Here is a 22,709-nt window from a genome sequence, read left to right on the forward strand (position 1 = left end):
TCAAAAAAATGCTGTTTTTGTCAGAATTGACCCATCTTATAAAGTAGCTGCATAAAACCTATATTATCCATAAACCAAAGAAGCTGCCCTTTTGGGACAGCCTCTTTGTTTACATTAGTCTTCATCAATATTAAATCTGCTTTTCTTTTTACCGGCAAATTTTTCTAATTTGTAAGTAAGTGAAAACATAACGTATTGTTTTAAAATGGTGTCCTCAGAATCATAAATACTGGTTGGTGTGGCTGTTCTGCGTACACTTTGGTTTTGGTTTAATATATCATACACCTTTACTTTTGCAAGGAATCGTTCGTTTAAGAAGTTGTATCCCAAACTGGCGTTCCATAATAAATAATCTTTTTTGAAACCATTGGCAATGTTAGAATTGTATTGATACATAACATCACTACCAAAAACTACATTCTTAGGCCAGTACGCTGTTGCCATAAATCCTGCGTTATGAACAAAGTAATTGGTTTTTTGTATAGGCAAATTATCGTATTTCATATAGTTAATATCATAACTATAGCTTGGTTTTAGGATAAGTTTTTTATTTAAATCTAAGGTAACGCTAACCTCGGGCTTTAAAGAGGTGTTGTTAGATGTGTACCAAATATTATTTTGTATTCCTTTGTTTTTATTGCCATTAAAATCTAAACCAGCAGCAATACTTAGTTTGTTTTTATCGCTTAACTTAAAATCTTTACTATAATTAATACCTGACCAATAGTAATACGTATCGTTAATATTGGTGTAAGTTATGGTGCTAAAATAGTTTTCATCGAAAGTGCTTACCATACCAATACTTCTTGCATTATAGCTACCGCCGGCATATAAATAGTAACCCGAACGCGATTGCCAGTCATAGTTATTAAAACCTAAGTAAAAACTGTGTTGTGTACTTGTTTTAAGATCTTTATTACCTTGTGTGGTTGATAAAGTGCTTGATAAATCTACATATTCTAACAACTGTGCCATATAAGGACTAGTCTCTGTGTACGAGTAGTTAGCGTAAACACTCATTGATTTACCAATACGGTAGTTACCATACGTACGTACGCTTGGCAAAATATCTAAACGTTGGTTTAAATAGCGTTCGTTATTGTAAAGCGATGATACATCATAGTTGTTAATAGTAGTACCACTGTTTATGCTAAAAAAATACTTTTCACCGTTGATTTGATACCCTACCGATGGCGCTGTTTTAACGCCTTTTAAACTATTTTGAAACGATAATAAGTTATTGTAATTACTATAATTACCAGTAGCAGTATTAAAATCGTAAGTAGCACGCCCTTGGTATTCATTAGTCCAGGTATTGTTAAACATAAAAGTTAACGTTTGTTTAGGTGCAATAGGCTCACGATACACTACATTTACGGTATAAGCATCGGTATGGCTGTTAGTGTTAATGCTTTGGTTACGAATATCTTCGGGCAAATTGGTTTGATAGAAATAAGCCGCCGCATCTTTTAACTGATCGGTTGTGTTTTTTCTGTTTTCGTTATTAAAGCCAATGCTTAAACTACGCCCTTTGCGTTTAAAACGGCGTGCCACTAAAAACTCATTACTAAAAATTGTATTATCAACACTTAAAAAATCGGTATTATTGCTTTTGTTCAATAGTTCGCCCATTTCGTTACGTGTTTCGCTAAAACCACTGTTTCTGCTAGTACTATTAGTGTTCTTAATGTTTGGTACAATGGTTAAAGTGGTTAACGAATCTAGCTCCATCTCAATATCATAATTAAAGGTATGGTTGCCTGTTTTTGATTTTAGCTTTGATTCTGATTCTGTTATGTAGCGGTTATCGGGCAATAAATTCTCCATTCGCGTTTTGTTGGTATTGTTATTCTCTACCTCGTTAAACAAATAGTTCATGCTAACCTTATTCTTTTTACCCCAATTATCGCCGTAATTAACACCGATCATATCTGTTTGATAAATCCCCTTTCCACCTCCAAATTCTAATCCGTTGATGCTGTATGAACCATCAGAAGACGATGAGTAATAATTGTTTCGTCCGCCCGACATATTGTCAAAAATCTCGTTGGTAGAAAAGCCTGTGGAATTGATGTTGTTTGACGAACCCAAAACACTAACCTTGAAATCGCCTTTAAAATAATTAAACAGCATAGACGATTCGTACCGGTCATCGGTACCGTAACCTGCAATAAAACGCCCAAAGAGTCCCTTGTTTTTATCCTCGTCAATTGTTAGATTTATGGTTTGGGTTTCACCGGTAGTTGATGCACCTGTAAGTTTTTCTTCTTTAGATTTATAATCAGTTACCTGTACTTTATTAATGATTTCGGCAGGTAGGTTTTCTAAAATTACTTTTCCGTCTTCGTTAAAAAATGGTTTCCCATTGACCAAAACATTGCTTACTTCTTTTCCGTTTACTTTTATTTTGCCTTCATCGTCTACCTCAACGCCCGGCAATTGTTCCAACAATTCCTTTACCGTAGCATCCGGTCGCACTTTAAACGAAGCAGCGTTAAATTCCAATGTATCCTTTTTTACCCGAACAGGTGCTGCATCGGTAGTGATAACCAGTTCTTCTAATACGTCGCTACCGGGAATGAGCTGTATGGTACCCAAATCCACAGATGATTTAATGGTTTCGAATTCTTTAGAGAAGTCTTCAAAACCAATAGAAGATATTGTAACAAAAGTAGGATTTTCAATTGTTTTTACCGGCATTTTAAAGTTTCCTGAAACATCGGTAATGGTATAATCAATTAAAGTTGAATCTTTTTTAGAAGAGAGATACACCGTTGCGGCTTCTACGGGTTTTTTATCGGTATCGGTAATTTTTCCTTTTAATTCAATTTTTTGAGCAAATGTAAGAGTGCTACAAATAATAGCAAAAATGCTTAGCAAGTTTTTCATATAAAATGTTATTAGTTTTAGTGTAACGCAAAAGTGTTAAAAAAAAGTATATAAAAAAAATGTGTAAATCACTTTTCACACACTTTTTGCATTTTTACACTAAAACTTATTCCACCGGGAATTCCGGACGACGCATTTTATAAGTTGTTCCCGATAACGATTCTAAGAAAGCTACCAATGCCTTTTTTTCTTCCGGTGTTAAATTCAAAGGTTTTAAAAGTTCATCAGTAACAGGATATAATCCATCTGCTTTTTTCTGCTCCTCTGTAGGATCAATCATGTGCATACCGCTGTTATACATATTTACCACACCTTCTAAATTATCAAATAAGCCATTGTGCATCCACGGGCGGGTTATCAATAAATCGCGTAAGCCTGGTGTTTTAAACTTACCCACATCTTCGGGTAACTTTGTGATTTCGTATCTGCCTAAATCTTCGTATTTACGTTTATAATACGTTAAACCAATGTTGTGAAACGATTCGTCTGTCAGGTTTTTACCCGAATGGCAATTCATACAACGGGCTTTTGTCCTGAAAATATGCATCCCGTAAATTTCCTGTTCTGTAAGAGCATCATGCGCTCCATCAATAAATTTATCAAAACGGCTGGGCTGGTTTTTAATGGTTCTTTGAAAACTTGCCAATGCTTTTGCAATACCGTCAAAAGTTATTTTTTCACTTCCATAAGCATCTTTAAATAACGGTTTATATGCTTCTATTTTATTTAGTTTTACAACCACACTGTCTAAATTCATTGCCATTTCGTTATGGGCAGCAATAGGTTCTCTTAACTGTTTTTCTAATGATTCGGCTCTTCCGTCCCAGAAAAAAGATGTGCGGTCGGCTATGTTAAAAAGCGACATCGTGTTTCTTGCACCTTGTAAATGGTCGTGCCCAAGCCCCACACGGCGACGGTCTGTCCACCCCATTTCAGGGTCGTGACACGTACTGCACGATATTTGATTTGATTTAGACAACTTGGGATCAAAAAACAACATTTTGCCTAAGATAACATCGGGCAAGTCTTGTGTTTTAAAATAGTTTGAATCGCGTTTTATGCTTTCAAATTCTTGCCAGTTTACACCAGCATCAATGGTAGGTGCCGGCCATTGGCTTATTGGCTTTTTATATAATGGAACGATGGAATCATACGCAGGATTGTTTGCCGTGTAATAACTTACTGCAGGAAAAAAACCAAATAACACTAACGATACAACCGCTACAACTAAAATTAAGAATTTGTTCATTTTTAAAAAGTAATGCCTAAACTAAATGTGCTTTGTGTATTAACCGCACTGTTAGAGAACTTAAAATAATCAAGTGCAAAGATAGCATAAATAGATTGTTTTGGCAGCACTTTAACGTCATATCTTAAAGCTGCCTGCACCGCTTTATAATTGGTGTTTTTAATGTTATAATCGTTGATTAACCATTGGTTGATTCCCTGGTGCTGAGATAAGGTCAGCATGTTTAAATCAGACGCTTTTTTTACCGTTCGTTGATAAATATCGGCGGTAAAACTTAAGCTGTTGGTTTTGTTTAACTGTTGCAAATACCATAATTTGATGCCTGCAAAATAATCATCAAAATTTTGTTGTGATGCAGGATCATATTTACTTTCTTTTGTTTGTGAAACCGTATAAAATGGCTGTAAATAAACGGTTGAACCATTATTTTGATACTGCAAAACGACATTGAAGGAAAGTTCGCTGTTTGAAAATTCGTAATTTTCTTTTTCTAATATTTTTTGCAATATACCGGTATTGTTAGAGTACAATACTTCGGTTCCTGTTTTGTTGGTTTTATGGTAATTTATTTTTCCGCCAATTTTATAAGAATCTGTCAGGTTAAAAACCTTGATAATGCTTGCAAAGTTCTTTCTTAATTCCAGCCTGTTAATTTCGTAAGAGTTATTGCCAGTACTGGTACTGTTGCCTATAGTAACATCTTTGGTTAAAGTTCCAAACAACGTTCCGGCAGTAACAGTAAATAGATCGTCTGCTGTACCAAAAGTGAAAAGATAGTGGTGCGAAAAATCGCTATAAAAAGCGTTTTCTGTTTTGTTGCTGAAATAAAAATTATAAGTACCCAATCCATTCATCTGATACAAAGCATTTTGGTACACTTCACTTGAGAATTTTATGGTTGATGTTTGAATATAACGGTTGATTCCCGCTGATAATCCAATGTTGTAATTACTGTTCAAATGGTACGTAGCTCCTACTTTTAAATACAAATCCGAAGTAACGTTTTTAGGTCGCGGATCTTGTGTTTTGTAACTCAAATCTGCATTATATGCCACCTCACCGCCTAACGTAAATTTAGTAAAGTTTTTTGCCAACCCGCCGTTAAAACGGTATGTCTGTAAATTCATGGTACCACCCACCGAATCTGCTATAACCATCGAAGCAGTCCGGTCTAAATCAAGCGTGTTGTTCCACTGTACGTTTTTAGTTTGGGTACTGGTATAAGATGCACCACCCCAAAGCGTGGTATTTTTAGTTATTGCTTTATAAGAATTGGTGTATAAACTAAAGGTTTTGTGCGATTTACCTTCTTGCAGCAAATACGTCTCTTTATTTAAATTTTGATAATTTAAACCTATGTTTGAAAAAGAATATGTACTGTAACCCGCCATATTTGCCGGATTACAGTAATATTCACTATTTAAAATTCTAAATTGGGTCAACTGGTTTTCTATGTTTTGATACAGAGAAAGCGAATCTTGTGCCTGGGTGGAAATACCCAGACAGCAAATGATAAACGTTAAAAATTTAGAATAATTGGCTGACATCGTTTGTTATTAATGAACAATTCCGTTTGCAAAGCTTGATGGCGATGATTTGGTAAAATCAACATCAGAGTTGTTGGTGTCTTTATAGATTGGTTTTCCGTTTTCCATTGTGCCTATAGAAATTCTGCGAACTGTTTTGCCAAAACGTTCCGGATCACTGTTTATTGTTCCGCAAGATGTGTAACCGCTGTCAATAGATGCGTGTAACGGGTTGTGTTCCCACGTTGCAGGCACGGCACAGTTTACCCCGTCTAAAATCCAGCTGTTTGGTATTTTATACGCACTTTTTTTAGTGATTGCTCCTGCTGCATTCGGATATTCGTAATCGTATTTGTAATTTGCCAACCAGCTTTCAACGGTTTCGCCTTGAGGAAAACGGGCAATAGCATAACTCTCCAATCCACGGTTGTTCATAAAGAACATATTATAATTCATAGTTGAAAAAATAACCACTGCATCAGGTACATTCGGGTTATCAACCTGACCTAAGGTTGCGTTTTCTAAATTAGGAAATTCATAATCAGCATTTGTTAAATTGTATCCCGGCGTGTTTGCTGCTTTGTGGTCTGCTGCCATATCGGCAATCACGATAAAATCGCCCGGTTCTACCTCTTTCCCTAATTCGGCAGGAATCATTAATACACCATTTACGGCAAAATCGGTTGCTCTGATTTCAGGAGAAATATCATGATTTGACGAAGGTGTTAATTCTGATTTCATAACTAATAAACCACCGGTGTTTAATACTTTGTTGGTATTGTTTGTTAACTTAAAGTATTTTCCTGAATTGTAATTTTTTCCTTCATTAGTCTGTACTCCTGTAAAAAAAACTTCTTCAATAATAAAATCTTCGCTAAACGCTTTAATAGTTAGTTTAATATTTACACTTTGTGTATCTTGGGTTAAGTCAAAAACAGCAGTTCCGGCTACTTCCACTTCTTCGCCTGATGTTAATTTAACCGTTCCGTTTGCTATTGCCGTGTAAGATCCTTTTTTCAAATCCGTTTCAAAAGGTTCTGTCGTAAAATCTTGTGTGGTTACAGCACCGGTATTGGTTTCTTTAAATTCTACCGACATTGTTGTGATGGCTTCAATATTGCTGCCTGTAAAAGTTAAAGTTAATTTACTGGGTGTGTTATCTACTATAGTGTTAACATCGTCGTCGCTGTTACAAGAAACGGTAGTTAAGGTTAAGCCCATTACGGCTAAAAACATAAATAAAAATCGGGTATTCATATATTAAAAATTAAAAGTTAATTCCATTCCAAAATAAGGTTCGTTCCAAAAGTTGCGTTCTACTATTCTACCATTAAATTTATAAGGTGCATAATAACTAAACAGCCTGTTTACAAATAACGATGCTTTTAAATTATTGTATAAACGCTTGGTTGCTTTTAGGTTTGCTACCACATCAAATGTATAATTCGTAGCCATATTATCTGTTACTGATACATTGCGTACCAGCCATTGTTTGTAAAGATCGGTTTTATCAGCCTCTGTAAATTCAAAAATATTTCCGTCTTTATCGTAATAGGCATAAGGCTCGGCGATTCTTTTTGAACGCTCTTTGTCAAAGAACAATGTTCCCTGTAACGATAAAGACAGGTTCATATCCAAAGCAGGCAAATAGGTATCAACAATACAGTTGTAATTTAAACCTGTGTGAATATAACCGTCATCGTTTTTATAGATGCCCACATAAGGAAACGAAATTCCGCCTATTGATTGTGTAGGCTTTTCGTGATAGGGTACCGAGTTTTCATACAGCGTTTTAAACCACGCACCGTTTAAGGTAATGCGGGTATTGATGCTTTTAAATCTAGGCGAATGGTACCCAAACTCAATTCCTTTTTTCAACGTTCTGCTGCCGTTTTGCTGGGTACTGAACCCTAAAAACTGGTATTGCTGTTCGTAAGGCAAATCGTTTATATCGGGATGTTGGGTCATGTTTTCTAAATCCAAACCGCTGGCATCGTACCGGTTGTAATAAAACGTTTGAAAAAACGCTCCGGATCTGAACCCCGATTTCATATCTTCGTTAAAATAGGTTACAAAGAATTGATGTCCTTCATAAGATACATCTAAACGGATTTCTTTTTTTACGTTTTTTGCCGCAACCAAATCGTAATTGGCAACATCTACCACGTACGTCATGTAATTCACATAACGCAAATCGGGGTTGTTGTGGTAAAAGTTTAATTGCTGGAAATTCTTGTATATTAGGTTAGGATACAGCATCATTAGGGTAGGTTGCTTATATAACATTCCGTATCCCACTGTTACATCGGTTTTAAGATCTTTACCGGCTATCTGCATCACAGGTGCATTCCACTGTAAATTAATGCGTGGTTCGGCATATATTTTTTCACCTAATGCATAAGCATCAGGCATTCCTAACATTTTTGAAATACGTGCACCGGCATACAGCATCAAACCGTGGTTTTCAAAATCATATTGCATTCTGTCGCCCACAAAAAAAGCCATGTTCTGGTATGCAGGTACATCACGGTACGCTCTGGGGCGGGTTGCCATTGTGGGGAAAGGCGGTTTTAAAACATCATACATTTGTCCGCGGCCGTTGTTTTTAGAATACTTAAAGTCAAAACCGGCTTCTATATTGTGCGATATGTTTCCGGTAAAAGTCAATGCGTCTGCCGTTAATTTGTACGACATATCCAACGGACGTCCCTCGGTTTTCAGGTAAGAAATATAAGTAAGCTCCGGAAAGTATCCATCGTTTACCCCGGGTTCTGTTGCTATTGATATAGACGTTGGGCCGGAAAGTTGTGTTAACTTGGTTTGTTTTAAATCTTCGTAACCTTGTTTAATGAAGGTGTTTAACTGCAAACGGTTAAAGAATCCGTTTTTAATTTTTAAATCAAAATTATTGGCTAAAGATACATATTGTTTTTTATTCAGATAAGCATCTACCTTTGCATAGCCGCTGTCCGGATCCACCGTTTCATCGTCCATACTAAAGTTATAGTCTAAATTGGTTTGCCATTTTAAATGGTTGTTCCCCACGTTTAACCAGGCAGTAGAACGTACCGAACCCGAAAAACGCTGATAATTTTCGTTGGTGTTACGCGGATCGGCTTTGGCATCTAAATAATCAACACTTGCATTGATGTCCCATTTATCAGAAACCTTAAATCCTTTTGCCAGATAGTACATTTTGCTAAATCCATCTATCTTTAACCGGCTTTGCCATTGCGTTTCGCCCGATTTTCTGTTGATAAGAACCAAGCCTGAAGTTAAATCGCCGTACGAGGCTGTTGGGATCCCGCGAATAATTTCTACATTATCAATATCGTTGGTTGATATGGTACGCATATCTATACCGGTGGTGGTGGTATTGCGTGATGTAACTGTATTTGCTGACCCTACCGTGTGTCTACTATAAGAAGACACCTGCATATCTGCAGCAGAATTCATCAGGTTGCCGTCCATCATAAACTGTACACCTAAAGAACCGGTATTGTAATCACCTGTGGGTTTTTCAAATTCGCGGATTGTAATCGTATTTGTTCCTGTTAAATCAGGGTCTTTTGCTTTACCCCCGGGCAGTAACTCTAATAAATCGGTAAAGCTCGATGGCTGCAGATGTGCCATTGCCTGCCGGTCTATTTTAGATGAAGTGATTAAACCCTTGCTTTCTTTGGCAGTAATCACAATTTCTTCTAGCTGGTTACCGTCAAAATGCAGCAAAATGCTTTCATAGCTGTTTTGCGACAGGTTGATTTCTTTTGAAAACGGTTTGTAATTAACGTGGTTAACCTCTAAGCGATAGACCCCCTTAGGTAAATTTGCAGACATTTTTCCATACGTATTTGTTTGATACGTCTGAGAAAAACCATCCGCATTGGTAAGAATTATAAAAGCGTCGTTAACAGCTGTTTTTAAACTGTCGGAAACTGTCAGATTTAAGGAAAAACCCTGTCCGTAACCCACACAAGTCATTATAAACAAACAAATTACCCAAAAACACTTTGACAATTTAAACATCTAAAAAACGCCTTTTTTTCCGTTGCAAAAGTATTTAAACCATTTAAATTTTCAAAACTTATTTAGACTTATTTTTAATAACCTAAGTACTTAGGTGTCATTCAATTAAAGAATAAAAATTTAAGTGTTTGTTTTTTGTCACGAATTACGCCGATTCATTATCATGCAAGGTTTCAAATACTTTATAGATTTTTCACTGCATTCAGAATGTTCTATTACGTGATCTTTATCAACGAAATCAGTACTTCCATGGCATTTTTAAGGTTCTTGGTATGAGATGCCGACTTCTCGATACACCCCGTTACCCGAAGTGACGGTTTGGTAAGACAGAGAAGCTTTTATAAAGTTGTTGCTACGTTTTGTGTTAACTTTAGCTGTTCTTTTCTTGTTGGCGGTCTGCAGTTGATTTATCTTCAGCTACACCTGCTTTCCAGTAAGAGTACGCGTTGAGTTCATTTGTTGACCACTTACGTTCTTTACGGAAATAATTGCGTAAGGTTTTTACTGTTGAAAACTCTGCTGCTATATAAGCAAATTTAGATTGGGTTGCAGGAATGATTATTTCTTGTGCTTTTTGTGCCAATTGACTACCTTTTTCGGGGTGTTGGTTATGCAGCCAGATGACCTCAACCGCTTCTGGCTTTATTAAATCTTGCTCGTCTTCTGCTGTGGGGACTTCTAATAAAACCTGTCCTTTTGCCGTTTTGGGCAACGCTTCTAAAATACAGCTTAAAACAGGTAATGCGGTGGCGTCACCAATTAAAAAATACCAATCGGCTTGCGGATGTAAAGGTGTATCTTTCAGTTTCATTGCCACACCCAGCTCATCACCTATCTTGGCATGGAGTGCCCAACGAGAAGCGGGTCCGTTTTCGCCATGGTTTACAAAATCTATTATTAAAAGGTTGTTTTCTATATTAATACCGCGGTGGGTATATGTGCGTATATCCGGTCGGACGTTTTCGGCTGGTAAAACCACGTTACCCGTTTCTGTATCGGTTTCCGGAAAATATACTTTTTTTACAGCTACAGGAGGAATAAAAATTTTATTGTTCACGCCAATGACGCAGTCTTTGTAAGGTTGTACATTTCCCTTTAAGGTTATGCGGATCATGTGTGGTGTGGTGTATTCTTTTTTTTCTAATATAAATACGTCTCTATGGATTTTTGGCGGGTTCATAATTTTGATGTTCTGTTTTATATTAAGTGTTTATTTTACCGATGCAACAAGATATGAATTAAAATTCATAGTCTTCTCCTCTGGTTAACTTATAATTGGTATTTTGTTGATGGAATAATGATAAGCCAGATCAATAGAAAAACGGACAAGTGATTTACTCTTGTCCGTTAACCAATATTTATGAAAAAAAATTACAAATCTCTCATCATTCCCGGTGGTCCCATACGCCCGCCGCGGTTACGATTGGAGCTTGCGTTTCCGAATTTGTTGAATTTCCAGGTTAATGAAAACATGACATAGCGTTCTAAAACGGTATTTTCCTGGTCAACAATGGTAGTGGGATTAATGGTACGCGATGTACCAATGTTTTGGTTCAATAAATCGTACACTTTTACTTTGGCTGTTAAGGCTTTGTTTAAGAACGTATAAGATATTGCCGTGTTCCACAAGAAATAATCTTTTTTAAAGCCGTCGGCTATATTGGTATTGTAGGTATAGCTGAAATCATTACCCCATGTAAAATTCTCGGGCCAATAAGTTGTGGTTTGCAGCATTACGTTATGCTTGATATAATCGGTTTTTGCCAATTGAAAATTTTGATATTTGGTGTTGTTTATAGAAACGTTGTATGATGGGGCAATGCTTAACAAGTCGCCATAATCCCAAGAAACATACACGTTGGGTCTAAAGGTTAAACTGTTGGCATCATAAAGGGTTCCGTTGGCATATCCCTTATCTTTAGCATAACTTATATTGGCACCAATACCGTAACGAATGCTGTGTTCGTTAAATTTATACGATTTGTTCCAGTTTGCAAAAAGTCCTGTGGTATATGCTCCTGTAACATTTTGATAGGTTGTGGTACGTTTTCTGTTTTCGTCAAAAGTGGTCGATGTGACAATTTGCGAATCATAGAAACTGGCGTTGGCAAAGACCATCCACCCTGAACGCATCTGGAAATTAAAATTACGGTATCCCAAACGCAACGAATGGTATTTTGCCTGCTCTAAATTTTCGTTACCAATATAGGTTTGCAACGGGTCGTTTAAGCGTTCGTAAGCTAAAATCTGCGTAGCATTGGGGTTAGTTACATTATAATTGTAATTAAAGCTCAGGTTTTTGCTTCGGTCCAATTTATATCTGAAATTTGCACGTACATAAGGCGATACAAATTTTCTATCTACCGAATAATCTGTACCCATATAAGTAGCAGATGCGTTATAGTTTGCAACATTTACACCCGAATTAACAAACCAATCTATTTTATCGGTTTGATAATTAATGCCCACATAAGGGGTATTGGTAACAATATTTGTATGCGTCTGGTTCGACAAGCGATCATTAAAATCGGTAAAACCATTAGTTGTTTCATTGAAATTATAAGTACTTAATAAATCGGTCTGGTTATTGTAATCAAACGTGTACCCCAAATCAATAAATGCCTTATTGTTGATAGGTTGCGAATATTCTGCGGTTACGCTATAATTGTCGGCGGTACTTTTTGATTGTTCTTCCTGATTACGGATATCGTCTTCCTGATTATCCTGATAAAACAACGTAGCCGAATTGGTGTTTCCAATTCCGGTAGTACTGCTGTTATTATTGCTTAACTGCACGCTGATGTTTTTACCGTTATCGTTTAATTTTTTATTAAACTGAATAGAGTTGGTAAACGTGAAACTATCTGCAGACGAGAACGATTTCTCATTACTTTCATTATAAAGATTTCCATCGGCATCCATTGATTGCGAGGTGCTTTGAGAACTGAATTCGTTTTTATTTGCGGTAATTTGCGGATTTACAAACAGTTTGGTGGTTGGGTTTAACTTGTATTCTAAACGCACATTGGCATTATGGTTGGTATTATTGTTTAAACGCTGTGATTGCGATTCGGTAATAAAATCGCCATCGGGCAACAAGTTTACCACACGCGAACGGTTGTTATTTTTATTTTGGGTATCTTTTAAATAATAGCTTGCATTGGTTTCTAAGTCTTTAAAAAACTGGTCTGAATAATTTACACCAACCATGTTGGTACGGATAATTCCGGTGTTGCTTCCAAAACCACCGGGCCCGCCCGAACGACCGCCAAAGCTGAACAACTGGCTACGCCCGCCACCCATATTGTCAAAAAGTTCATCCATTGAAAAACCTTCGGAATTGATGTTGTTAGACGATGCCAGTATCGAAATTTTACGATTACCCTGAAAATAATTCAACAGCCCGCTGCTTTCGTACCGGTTGGCATTATCAACAATGCTACCAATACCTGCATTTAATTTTGCCATTAAACCTTTGTTGTTTTCTTCGTCAATGGTCAGGTTAATACTGGCATCGTCGCTTTTTGCTTTTCTGCCAGAGAATTCTTCTGCTTTGGTTTTATAATCGGTTACCTGTACTTTTTTGATTAAATCGGCTGGCAGGTTTTGCAGGGCTATTGTTCCGTCTGAACTAAAAAACGGTTTTCCGTTGACCAGAATCTGTGTTACTTCTTTGCCGTTCACCGTTATTTTTTTATCGGCATCTATCTCTACACCCGGCAATTCTTTCAATAACGCTTCTACATTGGCATCAGGACGTACTTTAAACGATTTGGCATTGAACTCTAACGTATCGTTTTTCACCCGAATGGGTGTATCAGTCACAATGACAATTTCAGACAACACATCAGAATCGTTTTCCATGGTTAACGTACCCAGATCTTTTGTTTCGGTTATTTTATCAAACGTTTCTACTTTGTCTATAAAACCAAGTAGTGAAAAGGTTAAAAAAGAAGGCTCTTCAACAGCTTTTAAATCCATTGAGAACAAGCCGGCAACATCGGTTGTGGCGTATTGAATTAAGGTAGAATCTTTTGCTTTAGACAAATAAACCGTTAGGTCAGAAACAGGTGCTTTTGTTTCATCGATTACCTTTCCTTTTATCTGTATGTTTTGCGCCGAGCTGCCCAGTGAAATCAGGAACACTAAAAAGGGCACTATCAATAATATCTTTTTCATACTACAAAAGTAAAAAAGCGATGCTTCATAAAAAATTGAAAAATCGCTTTTTAAAGGGGTTTTACCTATTTATTTAAAATAGTTAAGTGGTAGTTTTTGTTTTCTTGCGACGTCCGTACCAGATCATAAATCCGGTAACCGGTAAACTTGCACAAAGCAAACTTACAATGAATGCTATAATTTTGGTAGGTAATCCAAAAATCGCTCCCACGTGGATGTCATAATTAGCGGCAACCATTTTTTCGCCCAGGTTTTTATCTTTTGGATCGTGGGTGTGAAGCAATTCACCTGAGTTCTCATCAAAAATCAAGCTGCTGCTTTTGTGGTACGAATAGGATAGATGTTTTACATATACATCGAAATTTGGATGTTCGTGATCGTCTAAATGGTCGTTTCCTAAATCTATCGAAAACGCATAAGCATTTGGGTATAATGTTTCTACCTTTTGGGCAATTTTATCTAATGTGGTTTCGGTACGCAATTCAATGGGAGCTTTGGTTGTAATGTGCGAAAAATCGGGATACTGCGTTTTTCCGCCCGAAAAAACAACATAAATCATTGCCTGAATAAAAAAGAACGCATAAAAAAGCCCGGTTATTGAGAAAATCAGTGCAAAAACAGAAAAGTAAAACCCTAAAATGTTATGCAGGTCGTAATTTTTGCGTTTCCAGTTTTTAATGTTTTTCCATTTAAACCAAAGGCGTTGTTTGCGTGCCGCCTTGTTCTTGGGCCACCAGAGGATGATACCCGAAATCAACATAAATACAAAAATTAAAACAGGAATTCCGGTTAGCCATTTTCCCCAGGCAGAATTAAGCAGGAAACTCCAGTGAAGCATTTTCACTATATTGAAAAAACCGTTTTTTTCATCGTAAACCTGCAGCACTTTTCCGCTGTACGGATTTACATAGACCGATTTATAAATGGGATATTCGTCAAAATAATGCCACGCCTTCTGATTGTGCTCAAAATAAAAAAACTGATAAGACATCGACCGGTCAACGGGGATATTCACCCAATGTACCGGATATTTTTCTTTGACCTGTTGCTGCACCATTTTTTCTAAGGTACGGATGTTCAGTTTTTCTTTGTTTTGGTAGTCGGGCTCGTTATGATGAATGTATTCTTTTCTGTTAATTCCTTCTATTTCGTCTTTAAAAACATACAATGCTCCGGTAATCGAAATAAAAAACACGATAGAACCAATAAGCAAGCCGAACCAAAGGTGCAGCTTGCCTGTTAATTTTTTAAATTTATTTTCTTTCTTTTTCGTTTTTCTCATTAAAACTTATAATTTAAACCTAATGAAACCGAACGGGCAAATTGTGGACTAACGGTTGACCAACCCGTAAAATATTTTTCATTGGTAAGATTATCTACCTTTAACGTAGCACTGTATTTTTCGGCGTTGTACGAAACAGCAGCATTAAAGACGGTGTAACCCGGTAAAGCAAACGTTCCGGTAGTTAATCTGTTTAATGTTAGTAATTTGCTTGCAGAGTTGGCTCCCAATCCAAGTCCAAAATTCTTTAAAGCACCTTGTTGTACGGTATAATTTGCCCAGAAATTGAATAAATTTTCAGGGCCAGATTCTTCTGTTCTCATACCTAAATACCCCAATGTTGGATCGTCTTTAATTACTTCGTTATCGTTATGGCTGTACCCTGCAATAATATTTAATCCATTGATTGGGCTGCCTAAAACACTAATTTCAAAACCTTTACTTTCTACTTCTCCAGATTGTGTAGCATCTACCCCACTACCCATTACTTTATTTTTTACATTGATGTTGTAATAACTTACCGTTACCGATAAACGTTCTTTAATCAGGCTGGCTTTTGTTCCCACTTCCCATTGGTTGGCTTGTTCCGGATCAAAATAGCGTATTTCTCTACCAATAATATTTTCATCTGCATCGGTAATAGGAATAGCCTCTGGTTGTATGTATTGAAACCCATTCATATAGTTTGCAAATACCGATAATTTATCCTGAATAGGCTGGTAAACCAAGCCGAATTTTGGCGATAAGGTAGTTTTGTCTTTTATTTCTTCGGTTGAATAAGCTGTTGGCTGCCCTGTAAAATGATCTATACGCAAACTTAACATAGCAGATAAATTGGGTAAAAATTCAATAACGTTTGATGCATACGCACTGTAAATCTTTGTTTCGGCACTGAATAAATCCTGTGTAGTTTGTGATAATGCCGCATCAACAGCTGATGTTGTAAGCTGTGTTGCCATTGTATCCGTTTGATCTACCAAAGAAACCGTTCCATATTCTGCATAGCCGGTACCACCTCCAGAAAATTTTCTTTGAAAGTAATCTAATCCCACTACCAATTTATTTTTCATACTTCCAATATTGTAAGTGCCCACAAAGTTTTGTTGGATACCTGTAACATCAGTCTCTGCTTCTCCTTTGGTAATAAATCGTGTAAATTCATCGCCATTAGCGGAATCCCATAAATAATGGTAGTAACCGTTTGTTTTGGCATTGCTTTTTGAAACAATGGTGGTAGATGTCCAGTTATCTGACAGCTGATAAACGGCGTACGCCTGTAAATTAAACGTTGGGTTTTTTATGGTTAAATCGTTTGTGGTATAAGATTTCTTGTAGTTTTGTTCAAACAAATCCATTGAGTGAAAGGAAATCGGACTGTATCTGCTTAAGAAAATCATTGGTGCATTTGCCGATTCTGAACTTTTAATCTCTGTATTGATATAAAAAGTTAAGCGATCGTTTGCTATAAATTTTAACGACGGTGCAAAATAAAGCGATTTGCTGAAACCAGCATCTTGGAACGAATTGCGGTTTTGATACGCTGTATTAATACGTAAAAAGGCTTGTTTGCTTAACGGTGTATTAATATCGGCAGTAACACGGTTTAACCCATAAGATCCGTTAACGTAGCCCATTTCTCCGCCAAAAGCTTCATACGGTTTTTTTGTTGTTACGTTGATTAAACCGCCGTAAGACACAATGTTTCCCCCGTACATTGTTCCCGATGGACCTTTGATAACTTCAATGCTTTCCACGTTTGCAGGATCTAAAGTTCCGTTAGAAAAACTTGGCATTCCGTTTAACAATGTTGGTTGTGTAGAAAAACCGCGCATAGAATAATACTCACCTCCGTCGCTTCCACGACCTGTAGATTCCCATAAGCGGAACACCCCGGTTGCATTTTTCAGTGCATCATTAAAATTGGTAATTACCTGCTCTTTGATGGCTTTATTGCTGATAACATTGTAAACCTGTGGGTTTTCGATATCTTTTAAAGGCATTTTGTTAGCAGCATTTACATTTTTTGAAAAATAAGCATCGATAACAAGCTCTTCTAATTTGTTTGATTGTATTGAATCGGTTTCCTGAGCGTTTGTTTGAGCTACAAGAAGCACAGTAGGTAAAAAGATTAGTAATTTTTTCATTGTTAAAAAATTTCGACAAAATTACACTATACTTATTTAAATCAAATAAAAATAGATGATTTTTTTATGTTTTTTTTAAGAATGAGAAGTGGTTTGTTGCAACCCGTATGCTACTGCTTCTTTCAGCGTGTTTAGATGAATGTCTGATATGGTTTTAAATTTAATACAATAACCTGTTACAGTTGCTTTGCCTATGGTTTCTTTGAAAAATTGCGATAAATATTTTTTATCTGTAAGTCCCATGATGTAAACCGAAATACCTGTAGAGTTACTACTGATCCCGATTTGATAAAATGCTTTACTTGATCCACTTTTATAATTGATTATAAATTCGCCATAACCAATGGAAGGATTTGCGATTACTTTTCCCTTTTCGTCTTTACCGTCTAAAAACCATAATTTGCCATTGGGTATTATTTCTAACATAAACTGATGAAGTTGCCGCATATCACTGCGCTTAGCTTCGTTTAATCCGTCAATATATGTTTTAATTTGTTCATGTGTATCCATAACAAAAAGTTAAGTTGTTTCAAATCTAATACAAAAAAAGGAAAGACCTGAATCTTTCCTAATGTATCTATTATTTCTGGCGGAAGTAAATATCAATGGGCACGCCTTCAAAATTATAAATCTCACGCAATTTGTTTTCTACAAAACGTTTATACGGATCTTTGATATACTGCGGCAGGTTCGCAAAAAACACAAACTGCGGAATAGCGGTTGGCAACTGCATACAGTATTTAATTTTGATGTATTTACCCTTAATTGCCGGCGGCGGATTATTTTCGATAATCGGTAACATGGTTTCGTTAAATTTTGATGTAGCAATGCGTTGCTTGCGGTTTTCGTACACCTGTACGGCTGCTTCTAAAGCCTTTAGCAAACGCTGTTTAGTCAATGCTGATACAAACAAAATGGGAACATCGGTAAACGGTGCAATTTCTTCACGGACTTTGTTTTCATAATCGCGGGCGGTCATGGTGCTTTTTTCAACCAAATCCCACTTGTTGATTAAAATGACAATTCCCTTGCGGTTTTTTTCTGCCAGCCAAAAAATGTTTTGATCCTGACCTTCAAATCCGCGGGTTGCATCAATAACCAAAATACATACATCGGCGTGTTCAATGGCACGAACCGAACGCATGACTGAATAAAACTCTAAATCTTCTTTAACTTTCGCTTTTCTGCGAATTCCGGCAGTGTCAACCAAATTGAATTCAAAACCAAAACGGTTGTATTTGGTATCAATGGCATCGCGGGTGGTTCCGGCAATATCGGTTACCACAAAACGATCTTCGCCAATCAACGCATTGATAAAGCTCGATTTTCCTGCATTTGGTCTTCCAACAACTGCAAAGCGCGGCAATTCGTCCTGTACTTCTTCAATTTCAGGTAGTTCAGGTAAAATTTCAACAATTTTATCCAACACCTCGCCTGTTCCTGAACCGCTCATTCCCGACATGGTTACGTATTCGCCCAAACCTAAATTGTAAAACTCAAAGGCGTCTTGTTCGCGTTTGGCGTTATCTACCTTGTTAACCACCAAAAGAACAGGTTTGGTTACTTTGCGAAGCAGTTTGGCAACTTCATCATCCATTGGCGTAATTCCTTCTTCCACATCCACCAAAAAAACAATGGCATCGGCTTCATCTATTGCCAATTCTACCTGTTTGCGGATTTCTCCTTCAAAAATATCGTCTGATCCTTTGATGTACCCACCGGTATCAATTACAGAAAATTCTTTTCCGTTCCATTCCGATTTACCATAGTTACGGTCACGGGTTACACCGCTTACCGAATCTACAATGGCTTCGCGTCTTTGAATCAGTCGGTTAAAAAAGGTAGATTTTCCTACGTTTGGTCTACCCACAATTGCTACAATGTTGCTCATTTTTTGTTGCTTTAGGCTTTAAGCAGTAAGCTATAAACCCATTTTTGTTATTATATATCTTTTAAGCTGATAGCTTATGCGAATTACTTGTTGTTATAACCAAAACGTCTCAATTGATACGTGTTGTTTCTCCAATCTTTGTTTACTTTTACAAAAAGTTCAATGTGTACCTGTTTGCCAAAAAACTTTTCCATCTCGACACGTGATTCCATTCCCACCTTTTTCAGTGCAGATCCTTTGTGACCAATGATGATTCCTTTTTGACTGTCACGTTCTACCATGATGACCGCCTTAATGTGAATGATGTCATCGGATTCTATAAATTCCTCCGTTTCGATCTCAACCGAATACGGAATTTCTTTCTGATAATTCAAAAGGATTTTTTCGCGGATGATTTCGTTCACAAAGAAACGCTCGGGCTTGTCGGTCAACGCATCTTTTGGAAAATAAGGTGGTGATTGTGGCAACAATTCTAAAATACGGTTAAAAACGGTATCCACATTAAAATTGTTTAATGCCGATAACGGATAAATTTCAGCATTTGGCACTTTTTCTTTCCACAAAGCCACTTGTTCTTCCAGATGTTCCTGATTTGACTTATCGATCTTATTCAACAACAATAAAACCGGAACTTTGGCATGGGTTATCTTTTTAAAAAAGGCTTCGTCTTTTAACTCGCGTTCGCCAACTTCTACCATGTACAGCAAAACATCGGCATCTTCAAACGCCGATTTTACAAAATCCATCATAGAAGTCTGTAACTCGTAAGCAGGCTTGATGATTCCCGGAGTATCCGAAAAAACCATCTGAAAATCGTCACCGTTCACGATACCGAAAATGCGGTGGCGCGTGGTTTGTGCTTTCGATGTGATTATAGATAAACGCTCACCCACAAAAGCATTCATTAAGGTGGACTTTCCTACGTTTGGATTTCCTATAATATTTATAAAACCGGCTTTGTGCGACATAATTTCTTTAATAATTTGCAAAGTTAACGAATAATAGCGAAACACACTAAATTTTATAATTTTCTGTAAAAAGTTTGGGTATTCCAAAAAGTAGCCTTACATTTGCACCACAATAACGCGGGATAGAGCAGTAGGTAGCTCGTTGGGCTCATAACCCAAAGGTCACTGGTTCGAGTCCAGTTCCCGCTACTAAGAGAGAATCAAGAAATTGGTTCTCTTTTTTTGTATAATGGCATCAAATACATTATAACTTTTTTTCCAGCACACTTCCAATCTAATAATCAAAATCTTTAGTATTTCATCTTTTTTTGTACTTTAGTAACACAAACTTTCATACTGCTTCCTTATGACAAAAACATATACCAAATCATATTATGATATCTCTAAAAAGCTTAAACCTTTTTCTTTCAACGAAAGAACGGTTTATTATATAAGTAATGGAAAAACTATTTTACCCAAAATATATGATTTGAATCTTCTTAAATCAAATTTGGCAAAAAACGGTTTTGATTTTATACATTTTTCTCATAACACTGAAGATGTATTTAATTTACTTACCTTGTACAAATATTATAATCCAAAATTTGATATAAGTAAGGAGCTTCCTTCTGACAATAACTATTTCAAATATTTATTACAACTTTTTGAAATAGAAGATAATATTAATGACATTTTCGTATATACTCATTATGGAGAGCTCGTAATAATAACATTTAGTGTTATTTATGACGGAATAATTGGTTTTGAGGATTTAGATACTTTTTTATTCAATTTTCCTACAGAATCAACCCGTTTAGAGGAAGGTGCTTTTCATTCTAGATATAGCTTTTCGGATGGAAATGAAAATGAGCGAGACATTCCATTTGAAGAGAATATCCAGAAAATAGTGGATGAAATAAAAGAACAACTTGAAGGTTTAAAAAAAACAGGACAGTTTTTAGCGATTCTTCCGTTTATTCAACATCATATTAATGAAATAAAAGAAACAAAGGATAAAGTAAGTCGGTTATACATAGATGAAGATTACAGAATTTTTCTACCTGACTACAATAATATTGAAATTAAATTAAGTCATCTTACCAAAGCATTATATTTTTGGTTTTTATTAGTTGACCAAGTTGACTTAAGCGATTTAAAAGATTTTGAAGCTGATTTACTCATTATTTACAAACATATTTCTTACCAAGAAAATCACGAGAAAATGGCTAAATCAATTTCAGACTTGGTTGAGAATAGCAATGATGAAATATATGTTCATTTTTCAAGAATAAAGTCAGCATTTTGTAAAAGTATTGATAAAAGTATCGTAAAAAAATATTACATACTTGGAGACAGAAACAAACCTAAAAGGATACAGCTTGACAGGTCTTTGACCAACATTAAGGATTTTATTAATAAATGGTTTCCAAACGATGAACGATTTTCTTCTTGGTTTCAGCCCTCTCCTACTACAAAAACTTTAGAAGAAATGAGTGATGAAGACCTTTATAATTTATTATAGGTTTGCAAGGTTGCAACTGTTATCTTACAGTTTGGATATTTTTTAAATTTGTCGGGAAATAACAATTAAATAATTTAACTTATGAAAAAACACAAAGTGAACGATATTGTTACGTTAAGAGTATCAGGCAAAAAAGCACTTATTGTAGCTACTAAATCAGAACCATATACTTCCCCTGTATGTAGGCAAGATTATTATCCCGAAGAAGGTTATGACTATATAATTTTACACGAAAGTAAAGAGGGAAATTTTGAAGGAAGAGATTCTATTTGTAAACACGATATTTTCGTAACAGCAGAGCTATGACAGAATTTATAGATTCAATATTTACAGTCTTATTATACTTCCTGGGAGTAGTGATAAAAATTTTCATAATATACATCATATTTAAACTAATTGTGTATAGAATAAATGAAAACCGTGAAAAAGAAAACAGAAAAAAATAATATATATTATAGATAATTAAAAGTTAGACGTTGAATATGTATTTTGGGTTAGTATATTTTTAATAATATTAATTTAAAAATAGTATGAAAAGATTATTTCAAATAGCTATAGATTTGAATATTTCAGTTGAAAGATTGATTTTAGATCTACAGAAGGTTAGCGATAAAACTTTTAATCGCAATACAAAACTCAATGATTATGAAATTAGTTTTTTAAGTGAACAGTATAATAAAAGTAAAGAAGTGAAAGCAGAAGTAGAAAAAAGAAAAAAGACGTTCGGTTATGATATTGATGAAAACTTTATTTTCACAGATAAAGAGATTGATGAATTTACCGACCTATACGAGCATTATTCTCAATTAATTAAAGAAATTACGGAGTTAATTAATAAAGAAAATAAGTATTGGGCTTTGGATAATTATGAGATAAATGCTCTTTTAAAACTAAAATATAAGATGGTTTCTGAAATACAAAAAGAAATGGAAAATGAAAGATGTGTAAATAACAAATTTGTAAATAATCATTTAGACGATAGTTTTAAATGGGGAGGTTTAAGTGGAGAAGAAGCTCATATTGGACTCTCGAACACAGATTAAAAACAGAGCTA

General features: G+C 35.9%; 15 protein-coding genes and 1 tRNA gene. 4 read left to right on the plus strand and 12 right to left on the minus strand.

Going from position 1 to position 22,709, the window contains the following annotated elements; all coding sequences use genetic code 11:
• Positions 1 to 114: 114 nt before the first annotated feature.
• From BLW20_RS02170 to era, 12 genes are all read right to left on the minus strand, one after another.
• Positions 115 to 2,889, minus strand: coding sequence for a TonB-dependent receptor (locus BLW20_RS02170; protein WP_091095859.1), 2,775 nt, complete (start codon positions 2,887 to 2,889; stop codon positions 115 to 117).
• Between the two features lie 106 nt (positions 2,890 to 2,995).
• Positions 2,996 to 4,138, minus strand: a complete 1,143-nt coding sequence (locus BLW20_RS02175; protein WP_091095861.1) for a cytochrome-c peroxidase — start codon at positions 4,136 to 4,138, stop codon at positions 2,996 to 2,998.
• 2 nt (positions 4,139 to 4,140) lie between these two features.
• The gene (locus tag BLW20_RS02180; protein WP_091095863.1) at positions 4,141 to 5,685 is read right to left on the minus strand and encodes a DUF6850 family outer membrane beta-barrel protein; all 1,545 of its coding nucleotides are present in this window, start codon (positions 5,683 to 5,685) and stop codon (positions 4,141 to 4,143) included.
• A gap of 9 nt (positions 5,686 to 5,694) precedes the next feature.
• Positions 5,695 to 6,921 carry a DUF4876 domain-containing protein gene (locus BLW20_RS02185; protein WP_091095865.1) on the minus strand — a complete coding sequence of 409 codons (1,227 nt, stop codon included), beginning with the start codon at positions 6,919 to 6,921 and terminating at the stop codon, positions 5,695 to 5,697.
• 3 nt (positions 6,922 to 6,924) lie between these two features.
• A complete protein-coding gene (locus BLW20_RS02190; protein WP_245725258.1) occupies positions 6,925 to 9,690 on the minus strand; it encodes a TonB-dependent receptor in 2,766 nt (921 codons plus the stop codon).
• Positions 9,691 to 10,060: 370 nt separating this feature from the next.
• Positions 10,061 to 10,870 (minus strand): siderophore-interacting protein, encoded by an 810-nt coding sequence (locus tag BLW20_RS02195; RefSeq protein WP_091095867.1) that lies wholly within the window; start codon positions 10,868 to 10,870, stop codon positions 10,061 to 10,063.
• Between the two features lie 191 nt (positions 10,871 to 11,061).
• Complete coding sequence (locus BLW20_RS02200) at positions 11,062 to 13,869, minus strand: TonB-dependent receptor (RefSeq protein ID WP_091095869.1); 2,808 nt, start codon at positions 13,867 to 13,869, stop codon at positions 11,062 to 11,064.
• Between the two features lie 82 nt (positions 13,870 to 13,951).
• The gene (locus BLW20_RS02205; RefSeq protein ID WP_091095871.1) at positions 13,952 to 15,151 is read right to left on the minus strand and encodes a PepSY-associated TM helix domain-containing protein; all 1,200 of its coding nucleotides are present in this window, start codon (positions 15,149 to 15,151) and stop codon (positions 13,952 to 13,954) included.
• The gene (locus BLW20_RS02210; protein WP_091095873.1) at positions 15,151 to 17,295 is read right to left on the minus strand and encodes a TonB-dependent siderophore receptor; all 2,145 of its coding nucleotides are present in this window, start codon (positions 17,293 to 17,295) and stop codon (positions 15,151 to 15,153) included. The genes BLW20_RS02205 and BLW20_RS02210 overlap by 1 nt, the downstream gene beginning before the upstream one ends.
• 75 nt (positions 17,296 to 17,370) lie before the next feature.
• On the minus strand, positions 17,371 to 17,805 hold the full coding sequence (locus tag BLW20_RS02215) for a DUF1801 domain-containing protein (protein ID WP_091095875.1): 435 nt from the start codon (positions 17,803 to 17,805) through the stop codon (positions 17,371 to 17,373).
• Between the two features lie 70 nt (positions 17,806 to 17,875).
• Positions 17,876 to 19,186: a ribosome biogenesis GTPase Der gene (der, locus tag BLW20_RS02220; protein ID WP_091095877.1), complete on the minus strand. Its 1,311-nt coding sequence runs from the start codon at positions 19,184 to 19,186 to the stop codon at positions 17,876 to 17,878.
• A gap of 83 nt (positions 19,187 to 19,269) precedes the next feature.
• Positions 19,270 to 20,154: a GTPase Era gene (gene era, locus BLW20_RS02225; RefSeq protein WP_091095878.1), complete on the minus strand. Its 885-nt coding sequence runs from the start codon at positions 20,152 to 20,154 to the stop codon at positions 19,270 to 19,272.
• Positions 20,155 to 20,270: 116 nt separating this feature from the next.
• Here era and BLW20_RS02230 point away from each other — a divergent pair.
• From BLW20_RS02230 to BLW20_RS02245, 4 genes are all read left to right on the plus strand, one after another.
• A tRNA-Met gene (locus tag BLW20_RS02230) sits at positions 20,271 to 20,343 on the plus strand.
• A 157-nt stretch (positions 20,344 to 20,500) separates the two neighbouring features.
• Positions 20,501 to 21,655, plus strand: coding sequence for a hypothetical protein (locus BLW20_RS02235; protein ID WP_091095880.1), 1,155 nt, complete (start codon positions 20,501 to 20,503; stop codon positions 21,653 to 21,655).
• Between the two features lie 81 nt (positions 21,656 to 21,736).
• Positions 21,737 to 21,961 carry a hypothetical protein gene (locus BLW20_RS02240; protein WP_091095882.1) on the plus strand — a complete coding sequence of 75 codons (225 nt, stop codon included), beginning with the start codon at positions 21,737 to 21,739 and terminating at the stop codon, positions 21,959 to 21,961.
• Between the two features lie 224 nt (positions 21,962 to 22,185).
• On the plus strand, positions 22,186 to 22,698 hold the full coding sequence (locus BLW20_RS02245; RefSeq protein WP_091095884.1) for a hypothetical protein: 513 nt from the start codon (positions 22,186 to 22,188) through the stop codon (positions 22,696 to 22,698).
• Positions 22,699 to 22,709 lie beyond the last annotated feature (11 nt).

It is taken from the genome of Paenimyroides marinum, assembly GCF_900108395.1.
GTDB classification, from domain to species: domain Bacteria; phylum Bacteroidota; class Bacteroidia; order Flavobacteriales; family Flavobacteriaceae; genus Flavobacterium; species Flavobacterium marinum.